Source organism: Opitutaceae bacterium, assembly GCA_041395105.1.
Taxonomy (GTDB): domain Bacteria; phylum Verrucomicrobiota; class Verrucomicrobiia; order Opitutales; family Opitutaceae; genus B12-G4.
Genome location: JAWLBB010000004.1, coordinates 177,817 through 191,817, shown reverse-complemented (window position 1 = coordinate 191,817; position 14,001 = coordinate 177,817). Strand labels below are relative to the sequence as shown.

Below are 14,001 nucleotides of genomic sequence, written 5' to 3'. Positions count from 1 at the left end.
GTGCAGACATTGACCAAGAACCGAACTTCATTCCCGCATAGAACCTTCGACTACAAGCCGGTCCTGGCCTGGTTCTGCCTGTTAGTCCTCGGATGGACGACGCTTCTGCTCTATGCAGGAGGGTTCACGACGAGCATTCGGGCGGGGATGGCATTTCTTGACTGGCCCCTCTCGAATGGGTCGATCAATCCGGACGGCTGGTTGACCGAATCGGACAAGATGGCCGAGCACAGCCACCGTCTCCTCGCCACCGGGACCGGGATCCTCTGCATCGTGCTGGCCATCTGGCTGAACCTGCGCGAATCCCGGTCCTGGCTGCGCACACTCGGATGGGCGTCCCTGGGCATGGTAATCACCCAGGGACTCCTCGGAGGGGCCCGCGTGCTTTTCGACCAGCAGAATATCGGCGGGGATGACAATCGGATCGCCCAGACCTTTGCGGTTCTCCACGGGCTGACCGGGCAACTCACTTTCTGTCTGCTCATCGCCATCGCCATCGCCAGCTCGCGTTCCTGGATCTCTCGTAACGCGGGGCTTGACGGACCGGTCTCCGGAAGGATCCGTATGTGGGGCCTCCTGGCTCTCGGCGCAGTTGTCCTGCAGCTGCTCTTCGGCGCGATGATGCGGCATGCCCACGCCGGCCTCGCCATCCCCACCTTTCCCCTGTCCTCGGAAGGAAGCCTCCTGCCCGCCGCCTGGGATTACCGGGTGGGGATCCATTTCGCGCATCGGGCCTGGGCCGTCGTCGTCACCGTCGTCCTGCTTGTCTTCCTCAGCCTGATCTGGGGTTCACCCCGAACCCGCCGGGCGCTGGGGATCCCTTCAGCTCTTCTGGTTCTGCTGCTATCCGTCCAGATTTACCTTGGCGCACTCGTCATCTGGACGGTGCGGAATTCCAATGCGGCGACGATCCACATGCTCAACGGAGCGTTTGTCCTTGCCGCCACCTTCAGCCTGACCTTTCTTTGCCACCGCTTTCAGTTTGGCGACACCCGAACCGTCGGGAACAGTCCCAAGGAGGACCGAGCCTCCCGGACCGACCTGCCCGCCAGCTCCGCAGCGAATTGATGAGTCCCGAAGCGAGACAACATTACGAAGTGAATCCTCCGGCCGCCCTGCTGGAGGTCGAGCAGACGCGTGCCCGTTGGTTCAGCGGACTGATCGAGTTGACCAAACCCCGGCTGAGTTTCCTCTCGGTCATCACGGCACTTGTCGCCTATCTTGCGGCCCAACCGGGACGGGATTTCTGGAATCTCTTCAATTTTCTCTGCGGCACCGCCCTTTCCGCCGGAGGGGCCGCGGCTCTCAATCAATGGCTGGAGCGCCATACCGATGCCGTCATGAAACGGACCCGCGACCGGCCGTTGCCGACCGGACTGGTCACTCCGGCCCATGCCTTTGGCTGGGGACTCCTTCTGAGTTCTGTCGGGGTGTCGCAGCTTTGGCTGGGGACCAATTCCCTGGCCGGGATGCTCGGGCTCGGCACCATTGTTTCCTATGTCTGCATCTACACGCCTCTGAAGCGGCGCAGCCGCTGGGCGACCGAACTGGGCGCGGTCAGCGGAGCCCTGCCGCCCCTCATCGGCTGGGCAGCGGCCGAAGGCTCGATCAGCACCCTGGGGTGGATCCTCTTCGGTGTCCTTTTCTTCTGGCAGATACCCCACTTCATGGCGATCGCCTGGGTCTACCGGAAGGACTATGCCGCCGTTTCCTTCCCCATGTTGTCCGTGACCGATCCCGACGGCGGGCGGGTGGCCCTCTGGTCAATGATCAATGCCATCCTGCTGATCGCGGTGAGCCTGCTCCCCACCCTGCTCGGGTTTACCAGCATCATCTACCTGATGGCGGCCGCCGCACTCGGACTCTGGTTTCTCCTCTCGGCGGGCCGCTTCATGAAAGAGGCGGGACGCGATTCCGCCGCGCGCCGTCTTTTCCTTACCACCATCGCCTACCTGCCGCTCGTCCTCGCGATTCTCGTGCTCGACCGCTGGCTGGCCTGATCGGCCCGCCAAGGAAGTCTCTTTCATGGCCGTTTCCGATATCCCGACCCTCAACGCCCTGCTCAATGGGTTGGCGACGGTTCTGATCAGCGCCGGTTTCATCCTGATCAAGACCGGGCGGATCCGCGCCCACCGGATCTGCATGGTCTCGGCTTTCGGTGTCTCCATCGTTTTCCTCGTCGGCTATGTCACCCACAAGGTTCTCGTTCGCGGGGTACATACGCCCTTCGGGGGCGAGGGCGCCCTGCGCGCCGTCTACTACACGATGCTGCTGACCCATATTCTGCTCGCAATGATCATCGCCCCGCTGGTCTTGCGAACCCTCTGGCTGGCTGTCCGGGGCGAGATCGATCGACACCGCAGGTGGGCCCGGTGGACGTTTCCCATCTGGTACTATGTTTCCGTGACCGGCGTCCTCATCTACCTCTTCCTCTATGTCTGGTTTCCTGCGGCTGCTTGAACCCTCCGCCGCAGAGATCCCGAAAGCCCGGGGGACGCCTGGATCCGGGCTCTGATTCAGCGGATTACCCTGCCTAATAACTCTCGAACCCAGTTTCCATCAGGTTACTATGCCTGCATTATCAGCGACAATTATCTTGAAATCGCAGTCGAATCACGGAGCCTTCCCGAAAATCCGGGCATCCTTCCCGGCTGTGAACACTGCCTTGTTCCATTCCTGACCATGGGAAACCGTTTTCTCTCCGCCATTCGCAAACGTTCGTTTCTGACCGCCCTACTTGGCGGCCTGCTCGTGCTCGGCGCACTCTCGGGGTGCGACATGAGCGGGCACCAGTCGACCATCGTGACGGAAGGTCCGGTTGCCCGCCACCAGCTGCACCTGTTTTACCTGACGCTTGGGGTCTCCATCTTCATCTTCCTGACCGTGGGCAGTGTGCTCGCCTATGCCCAGATCAAGTTCCGGAGCAGGAAGGATCAGGAGGGCGCGGATGACCCGCCACCTCAGACCCACGGACATCCCCTCGTCGAAATGGGTCTGATTGTCATTTCCGGTCTGCTCCTGGTCATCATCGCGATTCCGACTGTCCGCGGCATCTGGTACACCAGTGATACCCCCGACCGGGAAAACGCTCTCGAGATCAAGGTCACCGGCTACCAGTGGTGGTTCAAATTCGAATACCCGCAGCTCGGATTCGCCACAGCCAATGAATTGGTCATCCCGAGTGACCGGCCAATTCACATCGAACTGCGGACCCTTGACGTCATCCACAGTTTCTGGGTTCCCAAGCTGGCCGGCAAGGTCGACCTGATTCCCAACCGGGCCAATCATATGTGGCTGCAGGCGGATCACGAGGGCTATTACTGGGGCCAATGCGCCGAATTCTGCGGTGAATCGCACGCCAACATGAAATTCCGCCTCGTCAGCCTGGAACCCGCCGAATTCCAGGCCTGGGCCGAGCGACAGGCCGGCGACGCCCGCTCGGTGTCCGATCAGCCGGTGGCCGCCACCTGGGAGGACCTCAACCCCAAGATCGAGTTTGCCGCCATGACCGAGGACGCTCCGCCGGGCGCGCTGAGCTCGCTTGAAGGCTGGCGTCAGGCCCAGGTCCCGACCGCGGCCGAGGACACGGCCCTGATCAACCGGGGGCGCGCCCTGTTCCGTGACAAGACCTGCCTGATGTGCCACGAGATCAAGGGACACGGCGCACCGGGGATCACCGGTCCCACTCTCACCCATTTCGGATCGCGAACCACCCTGGCGGCGGGCCTCCTCGACAACACCGACGAGAATCTCGCCCACTGGCTCCGCGACCCCGACTCGGTCAAGCCCGGGAACATCATGTATCGCGACGGCTACGTGATCAACAATATCCAGCTGACCGAGGACGACATCCAGGCCCTCGTCGCTTATCTCCACTCTCTGAAGTAATCCGACCATGGCGACCTCCACCGTTAAGTCCGACTTTCTCGAGCACGAATCCAACGCCTCCGGCGGTTCGATTTCCCTCTTTAAACGACCGACGGCCAAGACCGGACTGGTCGGCTGGCTGACCACTGTCGATCACAAGAAGATCGGCATCCTCTACGGACTCTCCGCCCTCTTCTTCCTTGTCATCGGCGGCATCGAAGCCCTTCTCATCCGCGCCCAGCTCATGGTCCCGGGCAACGATGTGCTCAGTGCAGATGTCTACAACCAGATGTTCACCATGCACGGCACGACGATGATCTTCCTTGCCGTCATGCCGATGAGTGCGGCGTTCTTCAATTACATGGTGCCGCTGATGATTGGTGCCCGCGACGTGGCCTTTCCCCGGCTGAACGCCTTCAGCTTCTGGACCTTTTTCTTCGGCGCCATCCTGATCAACTCGGCCTGGTTTCTTCCCGATGCCGGGGCCGGCAGTCACGGCGTCATCAATGCGCCCAATATAGGATGGTTCGGCTACGCGAATCTCACCTCCAACACCTACAGCCCGGGTCTGGGAACCGACTTCTGGATTCTCGGACTGCAGATTCTTGGCGTCGCTTCGATTGTGGCGGCCCTGAACTTCATCGTGACGATCATCAACATGCGGGCTCCCGGCATGACGATGATGCGGATGCCGGTTTTCGCCTGGATGACCCTGGTCACCTCGTTTCTCCTCATCCTCGCCTTCCCCGCCATCACCATCGCACTCGCAGAGCTCCTCTTCGACCGCATGGCCGGCACCAACTTCTTTGAGGTGGCCAAGGGAGGGCAACCCATCCTCTGGCAGCACCTCTTCTGGATTTTCGGCCATCCGGAAGTCTATATTCTGATCCTGCCCGCGATGGGTATCATTTCGGAGATCCTGCCCACCTTCTCGCGCAAGCCGCTTTTCGGCTACCCGATCATCGTCTTCTCGGGAGCGGTCATCGGATTTCTTGGATTTGCCGTCTGGAGCCACCACATGTTCACCACCGGCCTCGGCAAGCTGGCCACCACGGCCTTCGCCCTGACCACCATGGCGATCGCGGTTCCTACCGGAGTGAAGATCTTCAACTGGATCGGCACCCTCTGGGGTGGCAAGCTCCGGATCACCACCCCGATGATCTATGCCCTCGGTTTCATCTGGATGTTCATGATGGGCGGATTCACCGGGATCATGCATTCGGCCGCCCCCGCCGATGCCCAGCAGCAGGACACCTATTTCGTGGTGGCTCATTTCCACTACGTCCTGATCGGCGGAAGCATCCTGGCCCTCTTCGCCGGCGTCTACTACTGGCTGCCGAAAATGACGGGGCGGATCGCGAGCGAGGGGATCGGCAAGCTGGGCTTCTGGACGATCCTGATCGGGTTCAATATCGCCTTCTTCCCCATGCATTTCCTCGGGCTCAACGGAATGCCCCGCCGGATCTACACCTACGCCGACAACCTTGACTGGAACCGCTGGAACTTCGTCTCGACCATCGGTGCCTTTCTCCTCGGGATCGGCTTTGCCATCGCCATCTTTCACATTCTCTACTCGGCCGTTAAGGGGAAAAAGTCGGGACAGGATCCCTGGGACGCCCGGACCCTGGAGTGGTCCATTCCCTCGCCGCCCCCGGAATATAATTTCGCCTCCGTGCCGGTCGTGCGGGGCCGTGATGCCCATTGGTTCGAAAAGCACGCCGACACCCCTCCTCCGGTCAACCCCGGCAGCGCCGCCGAGAAAGAGCACGGGGTTCACATGCCTGATCAGTCGTGGTATCCCTTCACGGCTTCCCTCGGACTTACGATCGGCGCCTACGGTCTGATCTATTCTGTTCCGTTCGGCTGGTCGGCCGGGGCCGTTTCCCTTTTCGGAGCGGGCCTGCTTCTGATCAGCGTCTATCTCTGGGGCTTTGAGGGTCCCGGCGGTTATCACCTCCATCCGGAAACTGAAAAGGAGGGCAAATAAGATGAGCAACGCCGCTTCTGCCGGGATGGTCGATCCCCATCACGATGCCAGCACCTCGACCGGTATCCCGAACAAAAAGCTCTTCATGTGGCTTTTCCTGGCGTCGGACTGCATGTTCTTCGGCTCGCTCATCGCGACCCACCTGATCTACCGGCTCAACCCGCTGGAAGGAGCGCCGGACCCCACCCGGATCTTCGACATCGAACTGACTTCGGCCAGCACCTTCATCCTGCTGATGAGCAGTCTGATGATGGCGCTCGCGGTCGAGGCGGTCCAGCGGGGCAGGATGAAGATGATGCGGGGTTACCTCTACACCACGGCCTTCTTCGGACTCCTCTTTCTCGGCGGCCAGGTCTACGAGTTCAATCACTTCGTCCATGTCCAGGGTCTGACCCTGAGCAACTCGATCTTCGGTTCGACCTTCTTCGTTCTGACGGGAACCCACGGGTGCCACGTGGCCATCGGCGTGCTCTGGCTTCTCTCGCTGACTTTCTATTCGTATACCGGCAAGCTGACCCAGGCGGACGCCATCGATGTGGAAGCCGCCGGGCTTTACTGGCACTTCGTTGACATCGTCTGGATTGTCATCTTCACCGCCGTCTATCTGATCGAGTACATCTGAAAACGTCGTCCATGGAACACGCCCAACCTGCTTCCGTCATTCACGAAAAGAGCAAGTTTCACACCTTCGTTCAGCTTGCCATGATCCTGGCGGTGATCACTGGGGTGGAGATCATTGTCATCTTTCTCCCGTTTTCCTACGCGGCCCTTTTCACCACCCTGGCCATTCTCTCGGCGGTCAAGTTTCTCGCCGTCATCTTCTGGTTCATGCACCTGATCTATGACCGGGCGCTCTGCACCATCATCTTCTTCATCGGCATGGTCCTTGCCGCCGGCACCATGGCTGCCCTGCTGGCCGTCTTCCGGACCGATCGTTCCGAAGCCGCGGCCGTGCCGCTCGAGACAATGTCGATGATCGCATCATCGACCGGGACCGAAAGAGTCTGAACCCCGGCCGGGGTCTCATCGCCGTCCATGATCAACTGGACGCACTGGCATAACGAGCCCTACCTGGTGGCCGGTCTGATTTCGGCCGGCTGGCTCTATGCCATGCTGGCCGGTCCCTGGCGGGCAATATTGGGCGGAGCCCGGTTTCCGACCGCGTCTGCCCTCCGGTTCTACGGCGGATTGTTCATTTTCTACCTCACTGTCGGCTCTCCGCTCGACCAGATCGGTGAGCGTTACCTCTTCTGGGCACATATGATCCAGCATCTCCTGCTGGTTTACCCGGCCGCTTTGCTGATCCTCACCGGAATTCCTTCCTGGATGCTTCGTCCCGTCACCACCGGCGCGGTCATCGGCAGATTCCTCCGGTTTCTGACCCATCCGATCGTCGCCACGATGGTCTATATCACGGTCCTCTCGGGCTGGCATCTGCCCGGCCTCTACGATCTCGCCCTCCGCGACAAGGCCGTCCACATCATACAGCATCTTTCCTTCTTCCTTTCGGCCATCCTCATGTGGTGGCCCATCGCCAGCCCATCAAGGGAATTGCCCCCCCTGCCCTATGGCGGCCAGATCCTCTATATCTTCGCTGTCGGATTGGTGCAGGTGCCTCTGTGCGCCTTCCTTACCTTCTCAAAGGAGATCCTCTACCCGACCTACGCCTATGCGCCCCGTCTGATGGACCTCACCCCATTGGAAGATCAGGTGCTCGGGGGCCTCATCATGACGGTGGGAACGATGATCGCCAAACTCTCCGTTCTCACGTGGGCTTTCTACCGCTGGTACCAGACAAGCGCCCAAAGGCAGGAGACGTGAAATAAGATTGGTACCCCTGCGGTCCAACCTAAGCTGATCCCGCTATTATGACGTGGGAGATCCTCTTGATCATGGTGCTGCTGGTGGGTGCCCTTGTCAGTTTTGCGCTGGAGAAGATACCTCCGGATGTGACGGCGCTTACCCTGCTTGCCCTGCTCGTCGGATCAGGACTGCTCAGCCTCGATATCGCCCTCGACGCCTTTTCCAATCCTGCCCCGATCACCGTCGGATGCATGTTCATCCTGAGCGCGGCCCTCGAGAAATGCGGACTGATTGATCGGCTGGCGGCGGCGATGGGCGGACTCGCCGGTCTCGGTTACACCTGGTTCCTCTTCATCATGATGACGGCAGTGGCCTTTCTCTCGGCCTTCATCAACAACACGCCTGTCGTGGTTGTCTTCATGCCGGTCATCCTGAGCCTCGCACGAAAATTGGATGTGCCGGCCTCGAAGCTCCTTATCCCGCTCTCCTATGCTTCGATTTTCGGCGGAATGTGCACCCTCGTCGGCACCAGCACGAATATCCTGGTCAGCGGGATCGCTCAAAACGAGGCCCAACCCCCGCTCGCCATGTTCGAAATGGCGTGGGTCGGCATACCGGTTCTTGTCGTCGGCATCTTCTACGTGGTGGTCTTCGGTCGGCGCCTCCTGCCGACCCGCGAGACCCTCACCTCCATTCTGACCGACGAAGAACGTCGCGAGTACATCACCGAGGCCTTTGTCCAGCACGGTTCTCCGGTCATCGGCAAGACGCTGGGCGAATCCAACATCAATCAGAAACGGGGCATCCGCGTGATCGATCTGGTCCGATTCGGCGTTTCGCTTCAATCCCAGCTCAGCGAGATCGTCCTGGCCGAAGGCGATCGCCTTGTTCTCGCCTGCCGCCCTTCCGGCATTGTCCAGGCGCGCAGCCTCGAGGGGGTCGATTTTGTCGCCGAATCCGGCCTTGGTCTCGAGCAGATCGCCGCGCACGAAGGCATGCTGGTCGAGGGCATGATCGGACCCGGATCCTCCCTCGCCGGAGAATCGATCAAGGATGTCAACTTCCGGCAGCGATTCCGCATGATCATCCTCGCCGTTCACCGCCGCGGCCGCAATGTGCGCGAGAAGATCGAAACGCTTCGCCTCGATTTCGGTGACACGCTTCTGATGCTCGGCACCGAAGGCGCGATCAACCAGCTTCGACGCAGCGACGACATCCTGATCATCGATCGCCCCCCGGTGCCGGCGGAGAACCGCCAGAAGAAGGCCCCCATCGTCATTGCCACCATCGTCGGGGTCATCGCGTCGGCCTCATTCGGATTGGCGAGAATCGAATACGCCGCCTTTGTCGGGGTTGTCGTCCTTTTCCTGACCAATTGCCTTCGCCCCAAGGAGGGATACGCCTCCATCCAATGGAATATCCTCTTCCTGATCTTTGCCATGCTCGGCATGGGTGCGGCGATGCAGAGTACCGGCGCGTCCGTCTATCTCGCCCTTCAGATTGTCGGCTTTGTCGATCAGTTCGTCTCCGAGGCCTACAAGCCTCTTGTCATGCTGGCCTGCATCTACCTTCTCACCACCGTCCTGACCGAGATCCTTTCAAATAATGCGGCGGCTGTTCTCATGGCCACCATAGCCGGGGGTCTGGCCGGAGCACTGGGCGTCAGCCCTCGTCCCTTCTTCATCGCTGTGGCCATCGCCGCTTCGGCGAGCTTCGCCACCCCGATCGGCTACCAGACCAACACCTACGTCTATGGCGTGGGCGGCTACCGGTTTCGCGATTTCGTGAAGATCGGCATTCCTCTTAATCTGGTCTGTTTTGTCATTTCCATGATCGTCATCCCGATGGTCTGGGATTTCTGAAGAACACTGGCCGGCCCAAAAGGCGTAGAGTAAGGACGATGCGCTCGGAAGCTGAGGGGTGAGGTGCGGTAGAAGAGAAGAGAATCTCTCACAGAGGCACAAAGACACGGAGGGTGAGAGAGAATGGGACAAGGTCCTCAACTCTGGCGACAAACTGATGAAAACCGGCAGCACCTGAATCTTCAGGGATTACCTCGATGGTCAGCGCCGTGTCTCGGTGCCTCCGAGGGAGAGAACCCGAATAAGATGTGTCATTCAGCGAGGTCGATCGCTGTGCGGTCCGTCGGATGAGATGCCGCGGTGGCCGCCCGCGAATCCGCCTATCCCCAGAAAGCCGATCTCATCTCACGGCACCGCGTAGACCTCGACCAGCGCCAGGCCGGTGACATCGGCGACCCCGCGCACCTGCGCGGTGTAGCTGCCCGGCAGGAGCCAGATGAGGAGGGCCGAATCTGCCGAGCCCTCATCCAGATCGAAGGCACCGACAGAGGTCATGGCGGCCTTGAGCGCATCCAGGTTATCCGCCGCCTCCCAGTTGTCGTTCTCCCCGACGAGTTCCTTGTCCGCGTTGAAGAGGCGGAGGAGCGGATCCGAGATCGTCCCCTGCACATTGAATCCGGCCAAGGTCGGTCCCACTCCGCGGATCAGGACCTGCTTGGGGACTCCGGGATTGCCGTCGTAGCCGGCATCGACGACAAAACCGGCGATCATGATCCGACTGCCCGTACCGACCGAGCCCCGCATCGAGATATTGCTCAGTTTCGCCGCCACTGGACCCAGGGCCAGATCGTCGGCATCATAGACTTCAACCAGGGAGATGCCGGTCACTCCTCCAACTCCGCTCACTTTCGCGGTGAAAGATCCATTGTCCAGTGGCAGGACAAGAGCGGAATCATTTGCGCCCGCGTCCAGCTGGAAAGCACCGACCCGTGCCCGAACCGAGTCCAGACCGGCCTGGTCCGGGAACTGTTCCCAATTGTCATTGCCATCGACCACCGGGCCGCTCAGCACGGAAACAAGCAACTGGGGATCTGAAATCGTATCCTGGACGTTGAATCCGGCGAGCGTCGGACCCACCGCCCGAACGAGGATCGGTTTCTGTCCAGTTCCGCCCACGACAAAGCCCGCGATCATGATGCCGCCGCCCGTTCCGACACTGCCGCGCATGGAGATATTCGTCAGAAGGTGCGGCGGTTCCACTCCCATCCGATAGCTGCCCAGATATCCGGTATCCGAACCCGAAACAAAGTTGCCGGCGACCGACCCGTTGGTGAACTGAAGATTGACCTGGACGCCATCGAGGTTGCTCTCCGAAAACTGTCCGGATGGGGACAAGGGACCTTCGATCGCCTCACCGTATCCTCCCGGAAGACTCGGGGCAAAGACCACGGCATTCCCGTCACTTCCGGCAATCAGGATCGCATCGGAATCGGATTCTCTTGCGACGGCCAAACGATAGGCTCCGGCAAAACCCGGAGTGGATCCGTTTGGATCCGACCGGGTGGCGGTAAAGCCGAGACTCAGACCCGACACCGAGCCGGTAACGGTATCGCCCGAGACCTGTCCGGAAACCGTCCCGGTACCTTCGGGACCTTCAAACAAGAAAGAACCGTCTCCCCCCACAGCGACCTGGTCTTCGAGGATCAGACGCGAATCGGTCTGCACATACAGGGCGAAGACAGCGGTGTTGGTCCCGCGCACCCAAAGGCCAAGAGTGCCGGATGCACCGTCCGGGCCGCCGAAATAGGCACCGCCGAAGGTCGATACGTTGACTGTCAGGCGTGCGGTTGCGCTGGTGGCTGTCCCCGCGTCGTTGGTCACCTCAACGCGATAGTCGCCCTCATCCCCCGAATCCAGGCCGGATAGCCGAAGGACCGGAGCGGTCGATCCGTCGATCGCCTCTCCATCCTTAAACCATTGGAAGCTGAATGGCGGAGTCCCGCTGACGGTGGCGGCAAAGGTGGCGCTCCCGCCGGCTTCGGCGGTGGCGTCGGAGGGATCCACCAGAATGGCCGGGGCAATGACGGCGGCAACCTCCACGACCGCATCGTCACTGACTACGCTTTCCACGCTGTTCGTGACAGTCACCGCATAGACGCCGGAGTCGTCTTCAGTCGCATCGGTCAGCACCAGGGTGTTCAGAGTGGCGCCCTGAATGGGATCGCCGTCCTTCATCCACAGGTAGGTGGGCGCCGGATAGCCGGTTGCGGCCACGGTCAACTGGATGGTTGTTCCGGCCACAAAGGTTCCGCCCACCGGCTGGGTTGTGATCATCGGTCCTTCCAGGAGATTGACCGTGACCACCGCCGCGTCGCTGGTCACGCTTCCTTCCGAATTGCTCACCACCACGGTATAGCTGCCGTCATCATCCGCACCCGCATCGGTCAGGCTCAAGGTGGCCGAGGTTGCCCCGGATACAGGCTCGCCGTCTTTTTCCCATTGGTAGGTGGGAGACGGAAAGCCGGTTGCCACGACCGTCAGATCAATCGAGTCACCTTCATCGATCGTCCCCCCCGTCGGCTGGACCGTGATCTGCGGCGCCTCATTGGCGCCGGCCGCGGCGGTCACCGGCAAAACCGAACCCCAGTCCAGCGGGTAGTCATTGTAGAACACGGGGCGGGCCTGGAGTCCGTAATCGCCGGCCGATGGCGGATTGAAGGGAAATTCCGTGCCTTCAATGGTGGCACTGGCCGCCCCCACCGCCACCGTTTCGACATTCGTCAATTGCACATCGTCGAAGTACCAGCCGACCTGGCCGCCGTTGAACCAGCTGCCGAAGGCAATCGAAAAGACCAGGCGCAGTTCAAAGGTCTGCCCCTCATAGTCGCCGAGCGAAACGGTCTCGAGTGAGAACGTCCCGTTCTGGGCGGCCGCCTTGTGCTCCCAGATCGTCTTCCAGCTTCCCCCGCCATTGAAGGACAACTGCACGGCCGCCGTCTGATCATCGGTTACGGCCGCCAATCGCTGCTGCATGGAAAACTGACTGTCGCTCCGGGCGAGGAACGTGTCTTTCAACCGTACGTATTCCGTCTGGTTGCCTCCGCTGTGCCGGAGATTGAAGGCCTTGCTGCCGCTTACCCTGGGGTTCGAAACGATCACCTCATACCCGGCCGTCGATACGATATCGACGGTCGATGTGCCGCTTTCGGCGCCTTCGAGAATTGTGGTCACCCCGCCACTCTGAAGACTCCTCCATTGCACGCCGGTCGCAAAGCCGGCCGTTGCCACCGAGTAGGTGTTGTCCGCGCCGACCACCGGACTGCTCGAACCGCTCACGGTGGTTGCGACAAAATCGCCGCCCGCCTGGTCCGGATCAAAGACAATGACATCGTATTCCCATTTCTGATTCTGACCATTGATCGTCACCCCGTCGACCACCACGGAATAGGTCGTGTCCGAACCCGGCCGGGAGTGGGTTTGCGGGACATTGGCATCGAGACCGTCGTAGACCCAAACCAGGGTGGTTTCGCCCACACCCGATGAAAGGGGCTCCTTGGCCACTGCGATATCGACGCCATTGCGCTTCATCGAGACCGATGCCCCGTTGAAGTTCGCCCCGGGGTAGGAAACCGACCAGCGCGGATAGATCAGCCCATAAGGCACGTAACCCGGCGGCGGCCAGGCCACAAAGGAGTCACGGACCGCGGGACGCGTCCCGCCAAAGTTCCCGTCAAAGACCCAGATGGAGTTGGCCGGCCGTCGGTTGCTGACGTTGGCGATGCCCGGAACGTCGCCGGTCCCCATAACCTTGGTCTGAGGATAGAACAACCAACGCCGGTGGCCAACCGCCGTGTTACCGGATCCATGGTCCTGAATATAACCCACGACCGAATCCGGACCCGCGCTGCCGATCGCCAGGTTTGAGTTCTCAGCGGCCTCACGTCCGTCAGCCGTCCAATAGGCCCATGAATTGGGTGGGAAATGACTCAATTGATCATTGCCACTCATCATCAGGGCCGCCTGTTGCGACTTGCTGCTGTAGGTGCTGTTGAAGGTGATGTCGGCCGGAACGCCGACCATGGCGCGGAAGTAATTGATCCGCCGACGGACGGCATCCTTGTAGGCCTGGGAAGTGTCTCCCTTTTCACCGGAATCATAACTCCCGGTCCATTCCATGTCGACGCCTTCGGAGGCGGTGAAGACCGTCCGGTAAAAGGTCCGTGACTCCTCCCGACTGGCCGGATCGACGACAAACCCGCCCAGGGTTTCGCCATCCGCGGCCATCGGGTGGTCCGCCTCGCGCATGGCCCGCAACTCGGCATTGCGTTCGGCACTCGGAGCGGTCGGCTGGGCGTGAAGCAGGCCTGATGAGCCGAAAACCAGAAGAAGTGAAAGGCCGTAGCGGCGTGGGTTCACAATCATGATCGCAAGGGGTCGAGTGTCCATCTGAAGTCGGATGCGCCTATCCGACATCGCCTCAAAACACCTTCAGGTTAGGCGAAAAACGAGCCGTCCGGCAATCCTTTATGCTTATGCCCACCA

General features: G+C 60.7%; 10 protein-coding genes. 9 read left to right on the top strand and 1 reads right to left on the bottom strand.

The annotated features are described in order from the left end of the window. From R3F07_14445 to R3F07_14405, 9 genes are all read left to right on the top strand, one after another. On the top strand, positions 1-1,068 hold the full coding sequence (locus R3F07_14445; GenBank protein ID MEZ5277576.1) for a COX15/CtaA family protein: 1,068 nt from the start codon (positions 1-3) through the stop codon (positions 1,066-1,068). Next, positions 1,068-2,000, top strand: a complete 933-nt coding sequence (gene cyoE / locus R3F07_14440) for a heme o synthase (protein MEZ5277575.1) — start codon at positions 1,068-1,070, stop codon at positions 1,998-2,000. Before R3F07_14445 ends, cyoE begins: the two co-directional genes overlap by 1 nt. A gap of 25 nt (positions 2,001-2,025) precedes the next feature. Continuing rightward, positions 2,026-2,460 carry a DUF420 domain-containing protein gene (locus R3F07_14435; GenBank protein MEZ5277574.1) on the top strand — a complete coding sequence of 145 codons (435 nt, stop codon included), beginning with the start codon at positions 2,026-2,028 and terminating at the stop codon, positions 2,458-2,460. A 222-nt stretch (positions 2,461-2,682) separates the two neighbouring features. Continuing rightward, the gene (gene coxB / locus R3F07_14430) at positions 2,683-3,888 is read left to right on the top strand and encodes a cytochrome c oxidase subunit II (GenBank protein ID MEZ5277573.1); all 1,206 of its coding nucleotides are present in this window, start codon (positions 2,683-2,685) and stop codon (positions 3,886-3,888) included. 7 nt (positions 3,889-3,895) lie between these two features. Continuing rightward, a complete protein-coding gene (ctaD, locus tag R3F07_14425; protein MEZ5277572.1) occupies positions 3,896-5,854 on the top strand; it encodes a cytochrome c oxidase subunit I in 1,959 nt (652 codons plus the stop codon). A gap of 1 nt (position 5,855) precedes the next feature. Further along, entirely contained in the window at positions 5,856-6,476 is a 621-nt protein-coding gene (locus R3F07_14420) for a heme-copper oxidase subunit III (GenBank protein MEZ5277571.1), read from the top strand. A gap of 11 nt (positions 6,477-6,487) precedes the next feature. Beyond that, on the top strand, positions 6,488-6,862 hold the full coding sequence (locus R3F07_14415) for a cytochrome C oxidase subunit IV family protein (GenBank protein MEZ5277570.1): 375 nt from the start codon (positions 6,488-6,490) through the stop codon (positions 6,860-6,862). Between the two features lie 27 nt (positions 6,863-6,889). After that, positions 6,890-7,675, top strand: a complete 786-nt coding sequence (locus R3F07_14410) for a cytochrome c oxidase assembly protein (protein ID MEZ5277569.1) — start codon at positions 6,890-6,892, stop codon at positions 7,673-7,675. Between the two features lie 47 nt (positions 7,676-7,722). Beyond that, complete coding sequence (locus R3F07_14405; protein ID MEZ5277568.1) at positions 7,723-9,519, top strand: SLC13 family permease; 1,797 nt, start codon at positions 7,723-7,725, stop codon at positions 9,517-9,519. 345 nt (positions 9,520-9,864) lie between these two features. Here R3F07_14405 and R3F07_14400 read toward each other — a convergent pair whose 3' ends face one another. Then, positions 9,865-13,881, bottom strand: a complete 4,017-nt coding sequence (locus R3F07_14400) for an immunoglobulin domain-containing protein (protein MEZ5277567.1) — start codon at positions 13,879-13,881, stop codon at positions 9,865-9,867. Between the last annotated feature and the right edge of the window lie 120 nt (positions 13,882-14,001).

Excerpts from the sequence above, each read along its gene's own strand:
- R3F07_14415 (MEZ5277570.1), top strand. The coding sequence starts at position 6,488 with ATGGAACACGCCCAACCTGCTTCCGTCATTCACGAAAAGAGCAAGTTT.
- R3F07_14405 (MEZ5277568.1), top strand. The coding sequence starts at position 7,723 with ATGACGTGGGAGATCCTCTTGATCATGGTGCTGCTGGTGGGTGCCCTT.
- cyoE (MEZ5277575.1), top strand. The coding sequence starts at position 1,068 with ATGAGTCCCGAAGCGAGACAACATTACGAAGTGAATCCTCCGGCCGCC.
- ctaD (MEZ5277572.1), top strand. The coding sequence starts at position 3,896 with ATGGCGACCTCCACCGTTAAGTCCGACTTTCTCGAGCACGAATCCAAC.
- R3F07_14410 (MEZ5277569.1), top strand. The coding sequence starts at position 6,890 with ATGATCAACTGGACGCACTGGCATAACGAGCCCTACCTGGTGGCCGGT.
- R3F07_14420 (MEZ5277571.1), top strand. The coding sequence starts at position 5,856 with ATGAGCAACGCCGCTTCTGCCGGGATGGTCGATCCCCATCACGATGCC.
- R3F07_14435 (MEZ5277574.1), top strand. The coding sequence starts at position 2,026 with ATGGCCGTTTCCGATATCCCGACCCTCAACGCCCTGCTCAATGGGTTG.
- R3F07_14400 (MEZ5277567.1), bottom strand. The coding sequence starts at position 13,881 with ATGATTGTGAACCCACGCCGCTACGGCCTTTCACTTCTTCTGGTTTTC.
- coxB (MEZ5277573.1), top strand. The coding sequence starts at position 2,683 with ATGGGAAACCGTTTTCTCTCCGCCATTCGCAAACGTTCGTTTCTGACC.